Source organism: Arenimonas sp. MALMAid1274 (genome assembly GCF_049195245.1).
In the GTDB taxonomy this organism is placed as follows: Bacteria; Pseudomonadota; Gammaproteobacteria; order Xanthomonadales; family Xanthomonadaceae; genus Arenimonas.
The window spans coordinates 182,210-200,780 of record NZ_JBMIRR010000028.1 but is presented as its reverse complement, the minus strand read 5'-3'; the positions used below and the strand labels follow the sequence as shown (position 1 = coordinate 200,780).

General features: G+C 70.5%; 20 protein-coding genes. 12 read left to right on the top strand and 8 right to left on the bottom strand.

Going from position 1 to position 18,571, the window contains the following annotated elements:
- Window position 1 precedes the first annotated feature (1 nt).
- Window positions 2-556: a putative Fe-S cluster assembly protein SufT gene (sufT, locus tag ACOQFR_RS15785; protein WP_421383681.1), complete on the bottom strand. Its 555-nt coding sequence runs from the start codon at window positions 554-556 to the stop codon at window positions 2-4.
- A gap of 61 nt (window positions 557-617) precedes the next feature.
- On the opposite strand from sufT, the gene ACOQFR_RS15780 reads away from it, so the two are divergent.
- Window positions 618-1,079, top strand: coding sequence for a hypothetical protein (locus tag ACOQFR_RS15780; protein ID WP_421383679.1), 462 nt, complete (start codon window positions 618-620; stop codon window positions 1,077-1,079).
- Here the strand turns inward: ACOQFR_RS15780 and ACOQFR_RS15775 are convergent.
- Together ACOQFR_RS15775 and ACOQFR_RS15770 are read right to left on the bottom strand one after the other, a co-directional pair.
- Window positions 1,054-2,445, bottom strand: a complete 1,392-nt coding sequence (locus tag ACOQFR_RS15775; RefSeq protein WP_421383677.1) for an NAD(P)(+) transhydrogenase (Re/Si-specific) subunit beta — start codon at window positions 2,443-2,445, stop codon at window positions 1,054-1,056. The two genes, ACOQFR_RS15780 and ACOQFR_RS15775, sit on opposite strands and share 26 nt — an antisense overlap.
- Window positions 2,442-2,738, bottom strand: coding sequence for an NAD(P) transhydrogenase subunit alpha (locus tag ACOQFR_RS15770; protein WP_421383675.1), 297 nt, complete (start codon window positions 2,736-2,738; stop codon window positions 2,442-2,444). The genes ACOQFR_RS15775 and ACOQFR_RS15770 overlap by 4 nt, the downstream gene beginning before the upstream one ends.
- A gap of 127 nt (window positions 2,739-2,865) precedes the next feature.
- On the opposite strand from ACOQFR_RS15770, the gene ACOQFR_RS15765 reads away from it, so the two are divergent.
- The 4 genes from ACOQFR_RS15765 to ACOQFR_RS15750 all read left to right on the top strand — a co-directional run bounded on the left by ACOQFR_RS15765 (window position 2,866) and on the right by ACOQFR_RS15750 (window position 4,779).
- Window positions 2,866-3,192 carry a hypothetical protein gene (locus ACOQFR_RS15765; protein WP_421383673.1) on the top strand — a complete coding sequence of 109 codons (327 nt, stop codon included), beginning with the start codon at window positions 2,866-2,868 and terminating at the stop codon, window positions 3,190-3,192.
- A 65-nt stretch (window positions 3,193-3,257) separates the two neighbouring features.
- Window positions 3,258-3,806, top strand: coding sequence for an RNA polymerase sigma factor (locus tag ACOQFR_RS15760; protein WP_421383671.1), 549 nt, complete (start codon window positions 3,258-3,260; stop codon window positions 3,804-3,806).
- Window positions 3,803-4,183: a hypothetical protein gene (locus tag ACOQFR_RS15755; protein ID WP_421383669.1), complete on the top strand. Its 381-nt coding sequence runs from the start codon at window positions 3,803-3,805 to the stop codon at window positions 4,181-4,183. Before ACOQFR_RS15760 ends, ACOQFR_RS15755 begins: the two co-directional genes overlap by 4 nt.
- Complete coding sequence (locus ACOQFR_RS15750; RefSeq protein ID WP_421383667.1) at window positions 4,183-4,779, top strand: DUF3106 domain-containing protein; 597 nt, start codon at window positions 4,183-4,185, stop codon at window positions 4,777-4,779. Before ACOQFR_RS15755 ends, ACOQFR_RS15750 begins: the two co-directional genes overlap by 1 nt.
- A gap of 16 nt (window positions 4,780-4,795) precedes the next feature.
- Here ACOQFR_RS15750 and ACOQFR_RS15745 read toward each other — a convergent pair whose 3' ends face one another.
- Window positions 4,796-5,893: an NAD(P) transhydrogenase subunit alpha gene (locus ACOQFR_RS15745; protein ID WP_421383665.1), complete on the bottom strand. Its 1,098-nt coding sequence runs from the start codon at window positions 5,891-5,893 to the stop codon at window positions 4,796-4,798.
- 86 nt (window positions 5,894-5,979) lie between these two features.
- Window positions 5,980-8,238, bottom strand: a complete 2,259-nt coding sequence (locus ACOQFR_RS15740) for a DUF1631 family protein (protein ID WP_421383663.1) — start codon at window positions 8,236-8,238, stop codon at window positions 5,980-5,982.
- 131 nt (window positions 8,239-8,369) lie between these two features.
- Between ACOQFR_RS15740 and ACOQFR_RS15735 the strand changes: the two genes are divergently transcribed.
- Genes ACOQFR_RS15735 through ACOQFR_RS15725 form a run of 3 tightly spaced genes read left to right on the top strand, consistent with a single transcriptional unit; the run spans window position 8,370 to window position 10,367 of the window.
- On the top strand, window positions 8,370-8,936 hold the full coding sequence (locus tag ACOQFR_RS15735) for a nitroreductase family protein (RefSeq protein ID WP_421383661.1): 567 nt from the start codon (window positions 8,370-8,372) through the stop codon (window positions 8,934-8,936).
- On the top strand, window positions 8,924-9,814 hold the full coding sequence (locus ACOQFR_RS15730) for a 5'-3' exonuclease (RefSeq protein WP_421383703.1): 891 nt from the start codon (window positions 8,924-8,926) through the stop codon (window positions 9,812-9,814). The genes ACOQFR_RS15735 and ACOQFR_RS15730 overlap by 13 nt, the downstream gene beginning before the upstream one ends.
- Before the next feature lie 16 nt (window positions 9,815-9,830).
- Window positions 9,831-10,367: an NUDIX hydrolase gene (locus ACOQFR_RS15725; RefSeq protein ID WP_421383659.1), complete on the top strand. Its 537-nt coding sequence runs from the start codon at window positions 9,831-9,833 to the stop codon at window positions 10,365-10,367.
- Window positions 10,368-10,407: 40 nt separating this feature from the next.
- On the opposite strand, the gene pip is transcribed toward ACOQFR_RS15725, so the two are convergent.
- Entirely contained in the window at window positions 10,408-11,349 is a 942-nt protein-coding gene (gene pip, locus ACOQFR_RS15720) for a prolyl aminopeptidase (protein ID WP_421383657.1), read from the bottom strand.
- Between the two features lie 139 nt (window positions 11,350-11,488).
- Between pip and ACOQFR_RS15715 the strand changes: the two genes are divergently transcribed.
- The 4 genes from ACOQFR_RS15715 to ACOQFR_RS15700 all read left to right on the top strand — a co-directional run bounded on the left by ACOQFR_RS15715 (window position 11,489) and on the right by ACOQFR_RS15700 (window position 17,126).
- Window positions 11,489-12,094 carry an HNH endonuclease gene (locus ACOQFR_RS15715; RefSeq protein ID WP_421383655.1) on the top strand — a complete coding sequence of 202 codons (606 nt, stop codon included), beginning with the start codon at window positions 11,489-11,491 and terminating at the stop codon, window positions 12,092-12,094.
- An 85-nt stretch (window positions 12,095-12,179) separates the two neighbouring features.
- Window positions 12,180-13,283 (top strand): hypothetical protein, encoded by a 1,104-nt coding sequence (locus ACOQFR_RS15710; RefSeq protein WP_421383653.1) that lies wholly within the window; start codon window positions 12,180-12,182, stop codon window positions 13,281-13,283.
- A 168-nt stretch (window positions 13,284-13,451) separates the two neighbouring features.
- On the top strand, window positions 13,452-15,359 hold the full coding sequence (gene dxs, locus ACOQFR_RS15705) for a 1-deoxy-D-xylulose-5-phosphate synthase (RefSeq protein WP_421383701.1): 1,908 nt from the start codon (window positions 13,452-13,454) through the stop codon (window positions 15,357-15,359).
- A 66-nt stretch (window positions 15,360-15,425) separates the two neighbouring features.
- The gene (locus ACOQFR_RS15700; protein WP_421383651.1) at window positions 15,426-17,126 is read left to right on the top strand and encodes an OmpA family protein; all 1,701 of its coding nucleotides are present in this window, start codon (window positions 15,426-15,428) and stop codon (window positions 17,124-17,126) included.
- Between the two features lie 27 nt (window positions 17,127-17,153).
- Here the strand turns inward: ACOQFR_RS15700 and prmC are convergent, their stop codons facing one another.
- Window positions 17,154-17,996, bottom strand: coding sequence for a peptide chain release factor N(5)-glutamine methyltransferase (prmC, locus tag ACOQFR_RS15695; RefSeq protein ID WP_421383699.1), 843 nt, complete (start codon window positions 17,994-17,996; stop codon window positions 17,154-17,156).
- Window positions 17,987-18,559, bottom strand: coding sequence for a Pycsar system effector family protein (locus ACOQFR_RS15690; protein ID WP_421383649.1), 573 nt, complete (start codon window positions 18,557-18,559; stop codon window positions 17,987-17,989). Before ACOQFR_RS15690 ends, prmC begins: the two co-directional genes overlap by 10 nt.
- Window positions 18,560-18,571 lie beyond the last annotated feature (12 nt).

Sequence of the window (18,571 nt, the reverse complement as noted above, 5' to 3'; positions counted from 1 at the left end):
CTCAGAACATGCCCGTTTCAAGACGGGCCGCGTCCGACATCATCGACTGGTTCCAGGGCGGGTCGAACACCAGCTCGACATCGGCTTCGGCGATCGTGGGCACGGCCTCGACCTTGGTGCGCACGTCCTCGACCAGGATGTCGCCCATGCCGCAGCCCGGCGCTGTAAGCGTCATGCGCACCGACACCATTCGCTCGCCCTCGGCGTTGCGGCCCAGTTCGCATTCATACACCAGGCCCAGCTCGACGATGTCCACCGGGATTTCCGGATCGAAGCAGGTGCGCAGCTGCGACCACACCAGCTTCTCCACCTCGTCGTCGCCCGCGCCCTCGGGCAGCACCAGGGGTGCGGGCCGGGCCTTGCCGATCGCGTCGGCGTCGTCGCCCGCGACCCGGAACAGGTTGCCGTCCACGAACAGCGTGAACGAGCCGCCGAGGGCCTGGGTGATGTAGCCGCTGGTGCCGGCGGGAAGCGTCACCGCCTCGCCCTGCGGCACCATGACCGCAGCGCAGTCACGCTCGAACTTCACCGGTTCGCTGGTGCGGGAATAGCTCACTCGGGTATCGCCTGAGGGGAAAGGCGGCTATTTTAGCCCGCCCCACCACCGGTAAACCGCCTTGACGCCAACGGACCGTTCCACCTCGCCGCTGGCCTGGGCCCTGCCGGTGTTCGCCCTCGCGGTCGGCGTGCTGGGCATGACCGCCCTCTGGCTGGCGGTGACCCTGTCCCTTCGCAGTCCCTGCGGCTGGCTGGCGCCGGTGGCCGCGCTGGACATGGTGCTGATGCTGCGGCTGGCCGCGGCCCCGGCCCACCCGCTGCGCGCCGTGCTGGCAGTGGCAGGCACGGCCCTGGCCATTGGCGCCAGCTATTTCATGTTCGCTGCCACCCAGATGGGGCGGCTGCTGGGGCTCACCCCGCTCGAATCGGCCGACCGCATTGGCTGGGTGCTGGCCGGCGACCTGGTCCGGTACGCCACGGACGCCTACGACGTGGCGTACGCGGTGCTGGCCCTGGTCCTGGCCGCGTGGCTGGCGCGCCCCGCGGCCGGGCGGGTCAGTGCCCGCCGTCCACCGACTTGAGTTCGGCCACCAGCTGGCTCACCGCGGACGCCGCATCGCCGTAAAGCATGCGCGTATTGTCGGCGTAGAACAGCGCATTCTCGATGCCCGCGAAGCCCGTGCCCTTGCCGCGCTTGATGACGATGGTGTTCCTGGAATTGACCACGTCCAGGATCGGCATGCCGAAGATCGGCGAGGACGGGTCGGTCTTGGCCACCGGGTTGACCACGTCGTTGGCGCCGATCACCAGGGACACGTCGGTGGTGGGGAACTCGGGGTTGATGTCGTCCATGTCGGCGATCAGGTCGTAGGGCACGCCGGCCTCGGCCAGCAGCACGTTCATGTGCCCGGGCATGCGGCCCGCCACCGGGTGGATCGCGAAGCGCACCTTCACGCCGCGCTTCATCAGCACCTGGGTCAGTTCCCAGACCTTGTGCTGGGCCTGGGCGACCGCCAGGCCGTAGCCCGGCACGATCACCACGCGCTCGGCGTAGGCCATCATCGCGGCCACGTCGCCGGCCTCGATGGGCTTTTGCGCGCCGGTGATCTCGGCCGCCTCGCCGGTCTGGCCGAAGCTGCCGAACAGCACGCTGGCGATCGAGCGATTCATGGCCTTGGCCATCAGCTGGGTCAGCATGGTGCCGGCCGCGCCGACCACCATGCCGGCGATGATCAGGGCCTCGTTCTGAAGCACGTAACCTTCGAAGGCCACGGCCAGGCCGGTCAGCGCGTTGTACAGCGAGATCACCACCGGCATGTCGGCGCCACCGATCGGCAGCGTCATCAGCACGCCCACCGCCAGCGCGGCGACGAAGAAGCCGATGATCACCGGCTGGTCCAGGCCGTACACCGTCAGCGCGCCCAGGCCCAGCGCCGCCAGGAACACCAGGGCGTTGAAGGCCTGCTGGCCCGGGAAGGTGAAGCGTTTGTCCATGCGGCCGTCGAGCTTGGCCCAGGCGATCACCGAGCCGGTGAGCGAAATCGAACCGATCAACGCGCCGACCACCGCGAGCACCAGCGCCGTCTGCGACGGCGCCGCGCCGGCGGCCGAGAACTTCAGCAGCTCCACCGCGCCGATCGCTGCGGCCGAGCCGCCGCCCAGGCCGTTGTACAGCGCCACCATCTGCGGCATGTCGGTCATGGCCACGCGCTTGCCCGAGACCCAGGCCACGGCGGTGCCCAGCACCACGGCCAGCGCGATCAGCGGCAGGTTGTGCAGGCCCGGCAGCAGGAAGGTGGCGAAGGTGGCCAGCAGCATGCCGGCGCCCGCCCACTGGATGCCGCTGCGCGCCGTGACCGGCGAGGCCATGCGCTTGATGCCCAGGATGAAGAGCAGCGCCGCGACGAAATAGCTGGCCTTGACCAGCACGGGCAGCCAGGCCGTCATGCCGCGCCCCCGGGCTTCTTGGAGGACTTGAACATCTCGAGCATGCGCTCGGTGACCACATAGCCGCCGGCCGCGTTGCCCGCGCCCATCAGCACCGCCAGGAAGCCGATCACCTTCTCGGTGGTGGTGTCGGCATGGCCCAGCACCACCATCGCGCCGATCATCACGATGCCGTGCACGAAGTTCGAACCGGACATCAGCGGCGTGTGCAGGATCACCGGCACCCGGCCGATGATTTCATAGCCGGTGAAGGCCGCCAGCACGAAGATGTAGAGCGCAACGAAGCCGTCCATGTCCCCTCCCCACGCGAATGCGCGAACGCCTGCATCATAACCGCTGGCTAAACGGCGGCTAGGGGCCCGTAAACCGGCCGGGGCGTCCCCCGTTCCCGGGATGGCAACCCCACCGAAGGAGACCGCCATGAAAGCCATCAAGCCGATCGCCCTGCTGCTTGCCGCGCTGACCCTCACGGCCGCCGGTGCCGCCTCCGCCGGCCACGGCGACCGCGTCGAGAACCGCCTGGACCGCCGCGGCGACCGCATCGAGCACCGCCTCGACCAGCGCGGGGACCGTATCGACCGCCGCCTGGACCGCCGCGCCGACATCGCCGCCGCGAACGGCCGCTACCACCGTGCCGCGCGACTGGACCTGCGCGGAGACCGCATCGACCGTCGCCTCGACCGCCGCGGTGAGCGCATCGACCATCGCCTGGACCGGCGCGGCGCGCGCTACGATCGTCGCCACTGAACCGTCAACCGGGCCTGCCCTGATGCGTTGTCCTTCGCCATGACCGGCCCCGTTCCCGCCCCGTGATGCCTTTCGACGCCGCCCCGGCCGCGCCGCCCGCCAGCCTGGACCAGTTCCTGGCCTCGGTGGAGCGGCGCGCGTTCCGAATGGCCGAGCTGGCGCTGGGCCACCGCGAGGACGCGCTGGACGCGGTGCAGGACGCGATGATCAAGCTGGTCGCGTATCGCGATCGGCCCGCGCAGGAATGGACGCCGCTGTTCTGGAGCATCCTGCGCACCCAGGTGACCGACCGGCACCGGCGCGGCAACGTGCGGCGCCGTTTCATGGCCGTTCTTGGCCGAAGCGAGGACCAGCGCGAGGATCCGCTGGAAATGCTGCCCGATCCTTCCGAGGACCCCGCCCGCCGGCATGCCGACGGCGAGGCCTGGGCGGCGCTGGGCAAGGCGCTGCGCAAGCTGCCCCGGCGCCAGCGCGAGGCCTACCTGCTGCGCGAGCTGCAGGGGCTCGATGTCGCGGAGACCGCGGCGGCCATGGGCTGTTCCGACGGTTCCGTGAAGACCCATCTTTCCAGGGCGATGGCGGCCCTGCGCATTCAACTGGAGGACTGGCAATGACCAGCCGCGACCCGAACCCTTCCCCCGGCCATGATCGTGTGCACGTACGCGCCAGGGCCCTGTTCGACCGCGCCAGCGACGGCGTGGACCAGGGCATGGCCTACCGCCTGCGTCGGGCTCGGCAGGAGGCGCTGCAGCCCCGATCCGCGCCGCGTCCCGGCCGCGGCCTGGTCCCGGTGGGGGCGTTTGCTGCCGCCGTGCTGGCGGTGGGTGTGTCGTGGTGGAGCCTGCAGCCGTCCGTGGCGCCGCCGGTCGATCCGGAGGCCGCCCAGCTGAGCAGCGAGATCGATGCGCTGCTGGTCGAGGAGGACGCCGATCTTTACGCCTGGCTGGCCGACGCTCCGGTGGCCGTCGCGAACCGGGGGCCCGGCCTGTGATGCGCGCGCTCCCGCTGCCGACCCTGTGCGCGGTGATCTGCCTGGCGGTGACGGGCACGGTGTCGCCGGGGGTCCACGCCGCGCCACCGCCGGCGGAAACCGCCGCCTCGCATCAGGCTGGCGATCCGGCGGCCGCACCCGACCGCATGCATCGCAGGAAGGAAGGCGACTGGTCGCGGCGCGATCGCGGTGAGCCGACGCCCGTGCCGGCCGGCGTGCAGGTGCCCACCTGGAGCCAGCTCACGCCGGCACAGCAATCCGGACTGGCGCCGCTGGAAAAGCAGTGGGACACGATGGCGGCCTCGCGCCGCGTGCGGGCGCTGGAGGGCCTGGAGCGGCGCGCACGCTGGGAGGCGATGACGCCCGAACAGCGTGAGCGACTGCGCGAGGGCGCACGCAACTTCCGCGACATGCCGCCTGAGCTGCGCGAGAAGATGCGCACGAGTATGCAGGCCATGCGCGCCCTGCCCGAGGCCGAGCGCAAGGCGCTGTTCGCGCTGTGGCGTTCGCTGGACCCCGAACAGCGGCGCACCTGGCTGGAGGCGGGCGGTCCCGGCATCTCGCCGCCTCCCGCATCGGTTACGCCGGCGCGCTGAGTGCGCGCCGCAGGGCTCAGGCCTTGCGTTCCCCGGCGTGCGCCAGGCAGGTCCTGGCGATCAGTTCGTCATTCCAGTCCAGCACCAGCTGGCCGTCCTTGAGCGACAGCGCCAGGAAGTTGAACACGTTGCGCGCGTACATCTCGCTGGCATGCATCGCGCCCTGGCTGGCCAGGTTGAGCGGGCCGGCGATGGTGACGCCGCCGCTGTCGATGGTTTCGCCCGGACGCGTGAGCTCGCAGTTGCCGCCGGTTTCCGCGGCCAGGTCCACGATCACGCTGCCCGGCTTCATGCCCGACACCATGGCAGCGGTGATGATCTTGGGTGCCGGACGCCCGGGCACGGCCGCCGTGGTGACGATGACGTCCACGGTCTTGAGGTGTTCGCCCAGGCGCTTCTGCTGCTCGGCCCGCTCCTCGGCGGTGAGTTCGCGCGCGTAGCCGCCCTCGCCCGCCGCGCTGACGCCGAGGTCGAGGAACTTGCCGCCCAGCGATTCGATCTGTTCGCGGGTTTCCGGACGCACGTCGAAGCCTTCCACCTGCGCTCCCAGCCGGCGCGCGGTGGCGATGGCCTGCAGGCCGGCCACGCCGGCGCCGACGATCAGCACCTTGGACGGCCGGATGGTGCCGGCCGCCGTCGTGAGCATCGGGAAATAGCGCGGCGCCAGCTGCGCGGCGATCAGCACGGCCTTGTAGCCGGCCATCCCGGCCTGCGAGGACAGCACGTCCATGGCCTGGGCGCGTGTGGTGCGGGGCAGGCGCTCGAGCGAGAAGCCGGAGACCCTCGCCGCCACCAGCGCGTCCACGCGACCGGCATCCGCATGCGGCGCCAGCAGGCCCACCAGCACGGCGCCGGGCTTGAGCCGCGCCAGGCGGTCGTTCGAGGGCGGCTGCACGCACACCAGCACATCGGCCTGGGCCAGGGCCGCATCGGCATCGTCCACCACGGTGGCGCCGACATAGGCTGCGTCGGGAAAGTGCGCCGGCACGCCGGCACCGCGCTCGATCACCAGGTTGGCGCCCAGCGCGGCCAGCTTCTTGGCGGTTTCCGGCGTCAGGGCCACGCGGCGTTCGCCCTGGGCCGACTCACGGACGAAGACGATGTTGACCGCCATTGATGCCACTCCCCTGTCGGAATGGCCTTGATGCTACCGGAAGCGCTGCCGAGACGGCAGGGGCGCCCGCGCGCGCGGCCGCCGGCTCAGCCCAGGTCGGTCTTGAGCTTGCCCATGACCCGGTGCAGCACCTGGTCGAACACGTTTTCCTGCTCGCGCACCAGCAGGTTGCCTTCCTGCTTCATGGCCGCCAGCTCTTCCACCGAGGCCACCAGCACGCGCACGCCGCGCCGGTTGACGAACATCAGTCGCGAGGAAATCGGGCTGACCCAGGACAGCTTCACCGGATGGTGCTTGCCGTCTTCGCCGGCGATGTGGATCCAGGTGCCGACCTTGAGCTGGCGCATCAGTTCGACGTCGTCGTCGCTGACCTTCAGCCCGTCGGTACCGCCGACCACTTCCAGGCGCGGCTTGAGGTCCGCCGCGGCGGCCGCGGCCCGGCGCTCGGGCATCGGGATGACGTTTTCCGGCGGCAGCGCCGGGGCCGGCGGCGGCGCCAGGCCCTGGGCCCGGTGCTCGAGGCTCTCGCCCAGCACGCGCATCAGGTCGTGAGCGGCTTCGCCGGTGATACCGGAGCTGGCCAGCACGGTCTCGATCGGTTCGCGCAGCGCCTGCAGCGCCGGCGCAACCGGCGCGGCCGGCTGGCCTTCGCGCGGCAGCAGGGCCAGCAGACGATCGGCCACCGACAGCGCCGACTGCCAGGACCCGCTTCCGGGGCCCTCGCGCAGCGCGATCATGGAAAGGTGGTGGGTCCAGCAGCGGCTGAGGAAATCGTCCATCGCCGGCGTGGGCTCCAGGCCCTGCGTGCGCTGGCCCAGCTCCTTGGACGCCAGTTCCCGGGCCTGCTCCAGGCGCTCCTGGCCGCGCTGGGCCTCCGCGGCGCGGCGCTCGGCCAGCTCGACGCGGCGGCGGTGCTGGTCCAGGAAGGACCGCAGCTCCTGCTCCAGCGTTTCGAAAATGGCAATGTCTTCGTTGAACTCGGCGATCAGGCGGTCAACCGTGTTCTCGGCCTTCTGCAGCAGCTCGCGCTCCTGCGGGCCTTCGCCACGGTTGCCTTCGCAGGCCTCGGCCAGCGAATTGAGCAGGCGCCGCGCCGGGTGGGTCTTGTAGAGGAAAAGGCGGCGGTCCATCACCGCGGCCTTCACGAACGGCACCACCAGGCGCGAGATCAGGGTGCGCGCGGACTGCTCGAAGTCGCGCTCGTCGAACATCACGTCGAACAGCATGCCGACCAGGTCGACCGCGTCCTCGTCGTCCTGGCTCATGCTGACCTTGTCGGGCGGCAGGCCGATGCGGCTGGCGTTGCGCAGCAGCTCGTTCTTCAACAGCACCGACAGCGAGGCCTCGGGGCGGTTGATCGCCTCGGTCACCGATTCGGGCACCGAGCCCTGCAGCAGCGACAGCACCGACATCATCTCCGGCGCGGCCATGGGCCGTTGCGGTCCGCCGCTGCGCACGGCATCGGCAGTCAGTCCGCTGGGCTGGTGCTCGGGCCGCCAGCTGTGCAGCATCTGCAGCAGCGCGTCGAAAACCTGGCGGTCTTCCGGGCTGGCCCCCGCCGCGGCCTGCGCGGCCGAGGGGTAGTTGCCCGCACCGTAGTCGGACGCGGCACCGGCATAGCCATCGGGCGACATCGGCGGGGCGGCCATGTCGGGGCGCGGCGCCTGGCGCGGCTGCGGCTTGGGCGCGGCGGTCGGATTGAAACCCGCCGCCGAGAGCCGGCCATTGAGGTCCACCAGCAGGTCGCGCAGGTCGTGGATCAGCTCGCGCTCGTAGTACTTGAACAGCACCATGCGAACGTCGGCCGGCACGTCCACACCACGATGGGCGGCACGGATGGCGCCCGACAGGCTGTAGGCGCTGAGCGGATTGACCTCGGGATCCAGCGCGGCCACCCCGTACATGCGCGAGAGGCGCGCGGCCAGCTCGTCGATCATGGCGCCGTGGATGCGCATCACCGCTTCGGCAGTGAGGTTGGTGGCCAGGTGCTGCTCGAGCTCGCTTTCCTCGATCAGGCTCAGTTCCTGGCTGCCCTCGGCAGCCTGGCCCGGATCGGTCTTGAGGTTGCGGCCCAGGTTCTCGAAGCCCAGGTCGAGGTGTTCGCGGAAACCCCGCTCGATCGGCGCGCGCGAGGTGCGCAGGGCGCGCATGGCATGCAGGTAGGGCGAACCGTCCGGCACGCCGTCCTTCTTGGCCAGGTCGAACAGCCAGTCGTCCGCGCGGGCGAACACCCGGGCCAGCACGGCCTGCAGGTGCTCGGTGCTGCGCCGACGCATCACATTGACCAGGTCCCGGGTGGCGGGGGTCAGGAGCTGCGGCGGGGTCGGGAGGATCGATTCGGTCATGGGCCTCTGCACGTCCGGGGGGACTACGCGCTATGTGGTGAGTGTCCGTGAATGTGCCACACCGCGTCTGTGACTTCTCTCCCAGATTGCTCCGCGGGAAGTTGTCGAGGGGTGAATGCTAATCTTCCCGGATGGATACCTTGCCTGAACTGAACCGCCGCCGGTCAGTCCCTTCGCGCCTCCTGGGCGAGCCGGGGCCGGATGCCGAGCAGCTGCAAGCCATGCTCACGGCGTCAGTGCGCGTGCCCGACCACGGCAAGCTGGTGCCCTGGCGTTTCATCCGCATTCAGGGTCCGGCCCGCGCCGCGCTCGGCGAACTTCTCGCCGGGCGCTGTCGGGAGAGGGACCCTGCGGCGCCGGCCGCGGCCGTGGAGAAGGACCGCCTGCGCTTCTCGTTCGCGCCGGTGATCATCGCGGTGGTCGGCCACCTCACCCCCGGCCACAAGGTGCCCGAGCAGGAACAGCTGCTTTCGGGCGGTGCGGTCTGTTTCGCCCTGCTGCAGGCCGCGCAAGGCCTGGGCTTCGGCGCCCAGTGGCTGACCGGCTGGGCCGCGTACGACCCGGTGGTGACCGCACGCCTGGGCCTGGCCGCCAATGAAACCGTGCTGGGCTTCATCCACATCGGCACCCCCGCCGAGCTGGCCCCGGAGCGACAGCGGCCCGACCCCCGCACCCTGCTCACCGACTGGACGCCGTGACCGCTCCCGTCCACCTGGTCGACGCCAGCCTCTACGTCTTCCGCGCCTGGCACTCGATGCCGCCGGAATTCGAGGACCGCGAAGGCTGGCCGGTCAACGCCGTGCATGGCTTCACCCGCTTCCTGCTGGAGCTGCTGGAGCGGCACAAGCCCGCGCGCATCGCCATCGCCTTCGACGAGTCGCTGGACTCCAATTTCCGCAACGAGATCTACCCGGCCTACAAGGCCAACCGCGACGCCGCTCCCGAGGAGCTCAAGCGCCAGTTCCGGCACTGCCAGCGGGTGTGCCGCGCCCTGGGCCTGCCGGTGCTGGCCGACAGCCGCTTCGAGGCCGACGACCTGATCGGTGCGGCCCTGGGCCATGTCCGCCGCGCCGGCCACGCCGGCCTGATCATCTCGGCCGACAAGGACCTGTCCCAGCTGCTCGACCTGGACGACGAACAGTGGGACTACGCCCGCAACGAGCGCTGGCGCGCCGACGGCGTCAAGGCCCGCTACGGCGTGCATGCCCATCAGATCGCCGACTACCTGGGCCTGACCGGCGACGCCATCGACAACATCCCGGGCGTGCCCGGCATCGGCGCCAAGACCGCGGCCATCCTGCTGGCGCATTTCGGCAGCCTCGACGGGCTGCTCGAGCGCCTGGCCGAAGTGCCCTACCTGCGCATGCGCGGCAGCGCGCAGCACGCCGCGCGCCTGGGCGAACACCGCGAGATCGCGCTGCTGTCGCGCCGGCTGGCCACCATCGACGTCAACGCTCCTCTGCCCGCCGACTTCGGCACCGCCGAGCGCCGTGCTTCCGACGTCGCCGGCCTGGAGGCGCTGTGCGAAGACCTGCGCTTCGGCCCGATGACCCGCCGCCGCCTTTTTTCCGCCTGACCGCCCGGATGCCCGCATGACCGACGACGCCCACACCCTGTACGAAGGCAAGTACCTGCGCCTGGTCAAGCGCGGCACCTGGGAATACGCCGAGCGCACCAATGCCGGCAGCGCGGTGATCGTGATCGCGGTGACGCCCGAGGACAAGCTGGTCTTCGTCGAGCAGTTCCGGGTGCCGATGGACGCCAACACCATCGAGATGCCGGCCGGCCTGGTGGGCGACATCGACGCCAGCGACACGCTGGAAGAGGCCGCGCGCCGCGAGCTGCTGGAAGAAACCGGCTGGCTGGCCGCAGAGGTCAAGGTGCTGATGATCGGACCCACCAGCTCGGGCCTGAGCAACGAGCGGATCGCCTTCGTGCGGGCGCGCGGCCTGACCCGGGTGCATGCCGGCGGCGGCGACGAGAGCGAGGACATCACCGTGCACGAGGTGCCGGTGGCGGACGCGCCGCGCTGGCTGGCAGCGAAGATGGACGCCGGCTATTCGATGGATCCCAAGCTGTGGGCCGGCCTTTGGCTGCTGGACCGCGATCCGGACGGCCGCCCCGCCTGAGCCACGGCCACCGCGACAGGCCGTCGCGGCGGCTCGCCGGTTACCGGAACGAATCGGTGGCGCGCACCAGGATGTCGGTCAGTTGCTCTTCGAAGGCCGAGTGTCCCGACAGCGGCGCGATCTCGAGCTTCGACTCCGGCCAGGCCTTGTGCAGGTCCCAGGCGTTGCGCACCGGGCACACCACGTCGTAGCGACCGTGCGCGATCACGCCCGGGATGCCCTTGAGCCGGTGCGCGTCGCGCAGCAGCTGGTCGTCGACATCGAAAAAGCCGCCGTTGACGAAATAATGGCATTCGATTCGCGCGAAGCTGAGCGCGAAGTGCGCGTCCTCGTGGCTGCGGATGAAGGCCTCGTCCTGGCGCAGGAAGCTGGTGCTGGCCTCCCACACCGACCAGGCCCGGGCCGCAGCCAGGCGTGTGGCTTCGTCGGGCGAGGTGAGGCGGCGGTGGTAGGCGCTCATCAGGTCGTGCCGTTCCACCGGCGGGATCGGCTCCAGGTATTTTTCCCAGGCATCGGGGAACAGGTTCGAGCAGCCTTCCTGGTAGAACCACTCCAGCTCCCAGCGCCGCAGCATGAAGATGCCGCGCAGCACCAGCTCGGTGACCTGGCCCGGGTGCGCCTGCGCGTAGGCCAGGGCCAGGGTCGAGCCCCAGCTGCCGCCGAACACCTGCCAGCGGGAGACGCCGAGATGGCGGCGCAGTTTTTCGATGTCGGCCACCAGGTCCCAGGTGGTGTTGTCCTGGAGGTCGGCGTGCGGGGTCGAGCGACCGCTGCCGCGCTGGTCGAACAGCACGATGCGGTAGCGCGCGGGATCATGGAAGCGGCGCATGCGCGCGCCGCAGCCGGCGCCGGGGCCGCCGTGCAGCAGCACCACGGGCTTGCCCTCGGGGTTGCCGCACTGTTCGTAATAAAGCCGATGGCGCGCGTCGGCCTGCAGGAAACCACTGTCGTAGGGCTCGAGCTCCGGGTACAGGCCGCGCATGGCATCTCTCGGTGTCAGGGTCTGGCCCCGATTCTATCCCGACCGCCCGCACGCGCCGGACTTGAACTGTCATGCGCAAGGCGTATGCTCAGACGAGATGGGCACGCCACCAACGCATCTGAGTCTGGTGGGCACCGGGATGCAGCGCCCCCCGGTCGGCCCCGCTTCCCCGCGCGAAACCGCGATGCCCCGCGTTCTCTCCCTGGATGCCCATGGCCGCATCCTCGACTGGATGCACTGGCAGGATGCCGTCTGCCTGTACGTGCGTGGCGCGGTCGCCTGGACCCTGGGCGAGCCCTGCCTCACCGTGCACGGCGGCACCAACCGCATCAGCGGCCAGCAGAGCCTGATCGACCTGCATCCCATCGTCGCGGCGCGCAGCCATGCACGGCTGCAGGGTTTGTCGCCCTCGCCCGCGCTCACCAATACCGCGCTGTTCGCCCGCGACGCCAACCTTTGCCTCTACTGTGGCAACGAGTTCGGCCGGCACTCGCTGACCCGCGACCACGTCATCCCGGTCTCGCGCGGCGGTCGCGACGTCTGGGAGAACGTGGTCTGCGCGTGCTACCACTGCAATTCCCGCAAGGGCGGCCGGACCCCGCAACAGGCCGGCATGCCGCTACTGGCGGTTCCCTACCGGCCCAGCTGGGTCGAACACCTGATCCTCTCCAATCGCCACATCCTGGCCGACCAGATGGCCTTCCTGAAAAACCACCTGCCCAAGCGGCCGGGGCGCCCGTCCTGAGCCCATTTGACGGGACCCGGGCCGGCGGCCGACACTGCCGGCCTTCACGTCGCCCCGGGCGGCGTGATCAGGGGGAAGGAACGTAATGACGACTCAGAGCATCTGTTTTGCCGGCCTGTCCCGCGAGGAAGAGGCCGAAGTGGTGTCCCGTTTCAAACAGGCCAACGCCCGCGTGGGCAACCGCTGGCTGGTGGCCCCCGAAAAGGACGCCGCCGTGGTGGTGATCGACATGGACTCGATGTACGGCCAGATGAGCCTGATGAAGGCCCTGGGCACCGGCAAGGTGCTGGTGGCGCTGACCTCCGGCGGCCGGGCCGAGACCGACCACGTGCTGCAGCGGCCGGTGACGGTCGACGCCCTGGTCGACCTGTTCGGGAAGATCGACGCAGATTCGGCCGCCAGCGCGCAGCCTTCGCCGCCGGTGGAAGCTCCCGCCACAGTGCCGGCCTCGTCGCGGATCACCGCCGAAATTCCGGCGGTCCCGGCCAAGGCCGCCGTGCCCGCCCCTTCCCCGGTGGCTGCGCCCGCAGCGGCGCCTGCTCCCGTCCCGGCGCCTGCGCCTGTGCCAACGCCCGCCCCGGCGCCCGTTGCCGCCGCACCCGAGCCCGCCCCCGCCCCGGCCAAACCCGCGGAACCGCGCCTGGCCGACTACCTGCGGCCGGGCGCACTCACTGGTCCGGTCCGGCTGCAGCAGGCCGGCGCCCCCGACCTGGTGCTCGATCCTACGACCCAGACCTATCTGGGCGCCTCGGCCCTGAAGCCATTGCTGCCCTACTGCGCCGCGGTGCTCAAGGACGACGACCTGCAGCCGGTCGCCGCGGCCGACCTGCCCGGCCTGGCCACCCAGCTCGGCGGCAGCCAGCCCTGGTCGCGCCTGGCCTGGCTGTGCGCGCTGACCGGTGGCAACGGGGCCCTCGCCCCGGGCTTCAGCCCCAACGAAAAGTACAAGCTGCTCAAGTGGCCGCAGACGGAGCGCGAGTTCCCGAAACACTTCCGTATCGCCACCATCATGATGAAGGGACCGGCCAACCTCTCCGATATCGCCGAGCAGAGCAGCTCGACCCTGGCCGAGGTGATCGATTTCGTGAATGCCTGCCTGGCCACCGGCGTGGCCGAGCCCGACGTGCCGCCGCCGGCGGTGCCGGACCAGGGCAAAAGCGGCGGCCTGCTGGGTCGCTTCCGGCGCTGATACACGCGCGGCCACCGGCCGCGCGTCAGGGTCATGCGGCGTCTTCGCGGCGCACGCGCATCGCGGCCTGGTCCGACCAGGTCGCCCGCCTGAATGGAAACCCTGTCCCGCCTTGCCCCGGGACAGCCAGTGCCGGACAATTTCGGCCTGACCCCTGCCTTTCGAGCCTTGATGGACTCCCAGCGCTACCCGCGCCTTTCCCGCATTGCCGTTCCCGCCGACCTGCGCCAGTTCCCGGAATCCGAGCTGCCCGCCATCGCGGATGAACTGCGTGCCTATCTGATCGACACGGTCAGCCAGTCCGGCGGTCATTTCGGCGCGGGCCTGGGCGTCATCGAGCTTACTGTCGCCCTGCACTACCTGTTCGAGACGCCGGTGGACCGCCTGGTCTGGGACGTGGGCCACCAGTGCTACCCGCACAAGATCCTGACCGGCCGCCGGGACAGCATCCACACGGTCAAGCAGAAGGACGGCGTGGCGCCCTTCCCCAAGCGCGACGAGAGCGAATACGACACCTTCGGCGTCGGCCACAGCTCCACCTCGATCTCGGCGGCGATGGGCATGGCCATCGCGCTGCAGGCCCAGGGCGACCCGCGCAAGGTGGTGGCCGTGATCGGCGACGGCGCGATGACCGCCGGCATGGCCTTCGAGGCGCTCAACCACGGCGGCGGCATGGACCCCGAGCCCAACCTGCTGGTGGTGCTCAACGACAACCGCATGTCCATCTCCGAGAACGTCGGCGGCCTGACGCGCATGCTTGGCCGGCTGTCGGGCAGCCGCACGCTCAATGCGCTTCGCGAGGGCGGCAAGAAGCTGTTCGGCGACAAGCGGCGCCCGGCCGCGCGCTTCATGCGGCGCTGGGAAGAACACTGGAAGGGCATGTTCGTGCCCTCCACCCTGTTCGAGGAAATGGGCTTCCACTACACCGGCCCGATCGACGGTCACGACGTGCCGGCCCTGCTGTCCACGCTCAAGACACTGCAGGGCCTGAAGGGTCCGCAGCTGCTGCACATCATCACGACCAAGGGCAAGGGCTACGAACTGGCCGAAGGCGACCAGATCGAGTACCACGCCGTCGGCCCCTTCGACCCCAGCATCGGCATCGTCAAGAAGCCCGGCCCGGCCAAGCTCACGTACACGCAGGTGTTCGGCGACTGGCTGTGCGACATGGCGGCCGCCGACGACAAGCTGATGGGCATCACCCCGGCGATGCGCGAGGGTTCGGGCCTGGTCCGCTTCAGCAAGGAATATCCGGCGCGCTACTTCGACGTCGCCATCGCCGAGCAGCATGCGGTGACGCTGGCGGCCGGCATGGCCTGCGAGGGCGCCAAACCCGTGGTCGCGATCTACTCCACCTTCCTCCAGCGCGGCTATGACCAGCTGGTGCATGACGTGGCGCTGCAGGACCTGGACGTGCTGTTCGCGATCGACCGCGGCGGCGTCGTGGGCCCCGATGGTGCCACCCACGCGGGCAGCTTCGACCTCAGCTTCCTGCGCTGCATCCCGAACATGGTGGTGATGGCCCCGGCCGACGAGAACGAGTGCCGACAGATGCTCAGCACCGGCTTCCGTCACAAGGGCCCGGCCGCGGTGCGCTACCCGCGTGGCACGGGTCCGGGCGTGCCGGTGCAGGCCGACCTGGACGTGCTGCCGATCGGCAAGGCCGAGCTGCGCCAGCGCGGCGGCGGCGTCGCGCTGCTGGCCTTCGGCGCCCTGGTGCCGGCCGCCGAAAAGGTCGGCCGCGAACTGGGGCTGACGGTGGTCAACATGCGCTACGTCAAGCCGCTGGACCGCACGCTGCTGCTGGAGCTGGCGCGCACGCATGAAGGCTTCGCCACGCTCGAGGACAATGCGGTGATGGGCGGGGCGGGCAGCGGCGTGTCCGAACTGCTGGCGTCCGAAGGCATCACCCTGCCGGTGCTGCACCTGGGCCTGCCGGACCGCTACCAGGAGCACGCCAGCCGCGAAGACCTGCTGGCCGAGGCCGGGCTGGACGCCGCGGGCATCCGCGCCGCGGTGCTGGCGCGCTGGCCCCAGCTGGGTCCGGGCCAATCGCGGGCGGTACTCGGCGCCTGATGCGCGCCGCGCTCGCGCGCGGCGACGCTTTGTTAGAGTGGGCGCGCCGTCGACCCGGAGCCTGCCATGCGACTTCCCCCGCTCGCCGCCCTGCTCGTCCTGACGCTTGTCCTTGCCGCCTGCGGCGGTGACGATCCCGCGCCCGCCCCGGCCGCCGGTCCGATGTCCGATGCGGCAGCGCCCCTAGCGTCCGCCGCCCCGCCTGCGGGCGAGACCGACACGGCGGACGCCGGCACTGCCAGCCTTGGCGACCTCGCGGCCATGCCCGGCGGCGACGCCCTCGCGGGCGATCCCGGGGCCACCGGAGCCGAGGCCGTGGACGCGCAGAGCGCGCCCGATCCTGCCGACACCGCCAAGGCCAACATGGCCGAGATGATGGCGGCGATGGCCGACATGACGGCCGCCGGCAACGACGAAGCCAAGCGCAAGGCCGCGATGGCGCGCCTGGAGGCCGCCCAGCTCGCGATCCGCGATGCCCAGCTCAAGACCCGCTCCGACCAGCGCAATGCCGAGCTCGAAGCGAAGCTGCCCGAAGAATGGCGCGAGCAGAACAGCGTGGTGAAGGATGGCCCGGAAGCCGACCTGGTCGTGCGCGTGGGCGACATCGACAACATGGGATTCGGCTGGCCCGAAGGCTTCGATCCGTTCCGCGGCAAGTCAACGCCACGCCATGATTTCCCCTACCTGCCCGAGGACGATGATCCGCAGGCCACCGACCGCATCATGGTGGTGACCGGTCACGTCTACGGCGGCGCGGGCCGTCGCGATGGCTATACCGAAACCACCTCGCGCCCCGCCAACCTGCCGCAGCCGCTGGTGCTGGAGTACGCGCTGGACGGCATCGAGGTGAAGACGGTGGCGCTGCAGCTGTTCGTCGACGACTTCCAGTCGCGCAGCATGGGCAGCCGCTTCCGCGTCTGGCTCGACGACCGCGAGGCCACCGACCTGCCCGTCGTGCTCAATGCGCTCGACCAGACCGGCCCGATCGGCAAGCTGCTGACGCTGCAGCTGCTGCCCGAATACCTGGACCTGGTGCGCGATGGCCGCCTCGAGATCCGCGTGGACGATCCGGACAACACCGCCGGCGATGGCTTTGCCTTCGACTTCGCGCGCCTGCTCATCAACCCCAAGGGCTATCGCTATACCGGCACCGTGCGCGGCATCGCGGTGGACACCGAAGCCGGCCGTCCGCTCGCGGGCGTGCTGGTGTCGGCGGCGAACGTGCGCCAGGCGCTCACCGACGACAAGGGCGGCTTCGTGCTCGAGCAGGTGCCGGCCGGACTGGTGGTCACCACCGGCAGCAAGCCCGACTACAGCTCCGACAGCGAGGCGGCCGATCTGGAGGATGGTCAGGTGGTGGACGTGGTGCTGGAGCTCGCACCGATCCGGAAGGACAGCGACTCGCTGGCGCAGCAGCTCGAGCGCGAAGGCAAGGTGGACCTGTACGGCATCTACTTCGACACCGCCAAGGCCAGCCTCAAGCCCGAGTCCGAGGCCACGCTGCAGCAGGTGCTGGGCGTGCTGACCGAAGACGCCGCCCTGAAGCTGGTGATCGCCGGGCACACCGACAGCGAGGGCGGCGACGCCTACAACCAGTCGCTGTCGGAACAGCGCGCGGCCTCCGTGGTGGCCTGGCTCACCGGCAAGGGCATCGATGCGCAGCGCCTGCGCGCAGAAGGCCTCGGCGAAGCGCGGCCCGTGGCCGACAACGCGACCGAGGCCGGGCGCGCGCTCAATCGCCGCGTTGAACTTCGGGTAGCGGACTGACGACGCGGTTCGCCGTCGCGTCGGACCTCAGGCCGGCGCACGCCGGCCGAGCGTGACGCGGTCGCGCTGCTCGAGATCGCGCTCGGTCGCCACCGAATCCAGCCCCGCCGCCGTGAACAGCGTGCGCACCGCCGCGCCCTGCTCGTAGCCATGCTCCACCAGCAGCCAGCCACCCGGCGACAGGTGGGCGATGGCGTCGCGCGCGATCACGCGGATCGCATCCAGGCCGTCGCTGCCCGAGGCCAGGGCGGCGATCGGCTCGAAGCGCAGGTCGCCCTGGCGCAGGTGCGGGTCGCCGTCGGCGATGTAAGGCGGATTGCTGACCAGCAGATCGAAAACGTCGCCGGCGACGGCGGCATACCAGTCGCTGAGCAGCAGGCGCACCGGCAGGCCCGCCTCGGCGGCATTGGCACGCGCGACCTCGAGCGCGCCGGGACTGGCATCCAGCGCGGTGACGTCGGCCAAGGGCCGCTCGCTGGCGATGGCCAGCGCGATCGCACCGGTGCCGGTGCCCAGGTCGAGCACGCGCATCGGCCGGTTGTTCGGCATGCGGTCCAGCGCCAGCTCCACCAGCAGCTCGGTCTCCGGCCGCGGGATCAGCGTGTCGCGGGTCACCGCCAGGTCCAGCGACCAGAAGCCGCGGTGGCCGGTGATCTGCGCCACCGGCTCGCCCTCGTGGCGTCGCCTCAGCAGGGCTTCGAAGGCGCGCTGTTCGCTTTCGTCCAGCACGTCGCCGGCGTGGGCGTAGAACCAGCTGCGGGGCTTGTCCAGCGCATGGGACAGCAGAAGCTCGGCTTCCAGCCGCGCCTCGTCGCCGGACAGCCGCGACGAGGCGTCACGCAGCGCCTGGGCCAGCGTGGTCACTGCCAGTGCGTGACCAGGTACCAGCCCTGCACCATGCAGGCCAGCACGAAGCCGCCCAGGAAAAACAGGTAGGACAGCCGCAGGTAGCGGTACTTGTGGTGCGCCAGGTACCAGCCCAGCGCATAGGTGTCGCGCGCCATGGTCTCGTAAACCGAGCCGTCGGACTTGAGCGCGCCGGCGATCTCGGACAGGAAGCGTTCGCGCGAGAGCTCGGCGAAATGGCCGAAGAACATCAGGTTGAACTGCGAGGGCAGACTGCCGTCCTGCAGCTTCAGCGGCCGGTACTTGGGCAGCACCGCCAGCACCGCCAGCAGCAGCGCCATCATCGTGAAGCCCGCCAACGTCAGCGAAGCCGTGCGCAGCACGGGGTCGTTGAGCCGGCCCAGCACCAGGGTCAGCACGATCGAAGACATGGTGATGATGATGTTGGCCTTGGTGTCGGCCATGGTGGACAGCTGCACGTGGTGCTGCTGCATGGTGCGCAGCAGGCAGTCGCTGGTGTTGCGTTCGGGGATGGCCGCGAACAGGCGCTCGGTGTCGCTGGCGACGGCGGGCTCGGGGGGGCTCATGACGCGCTCCTG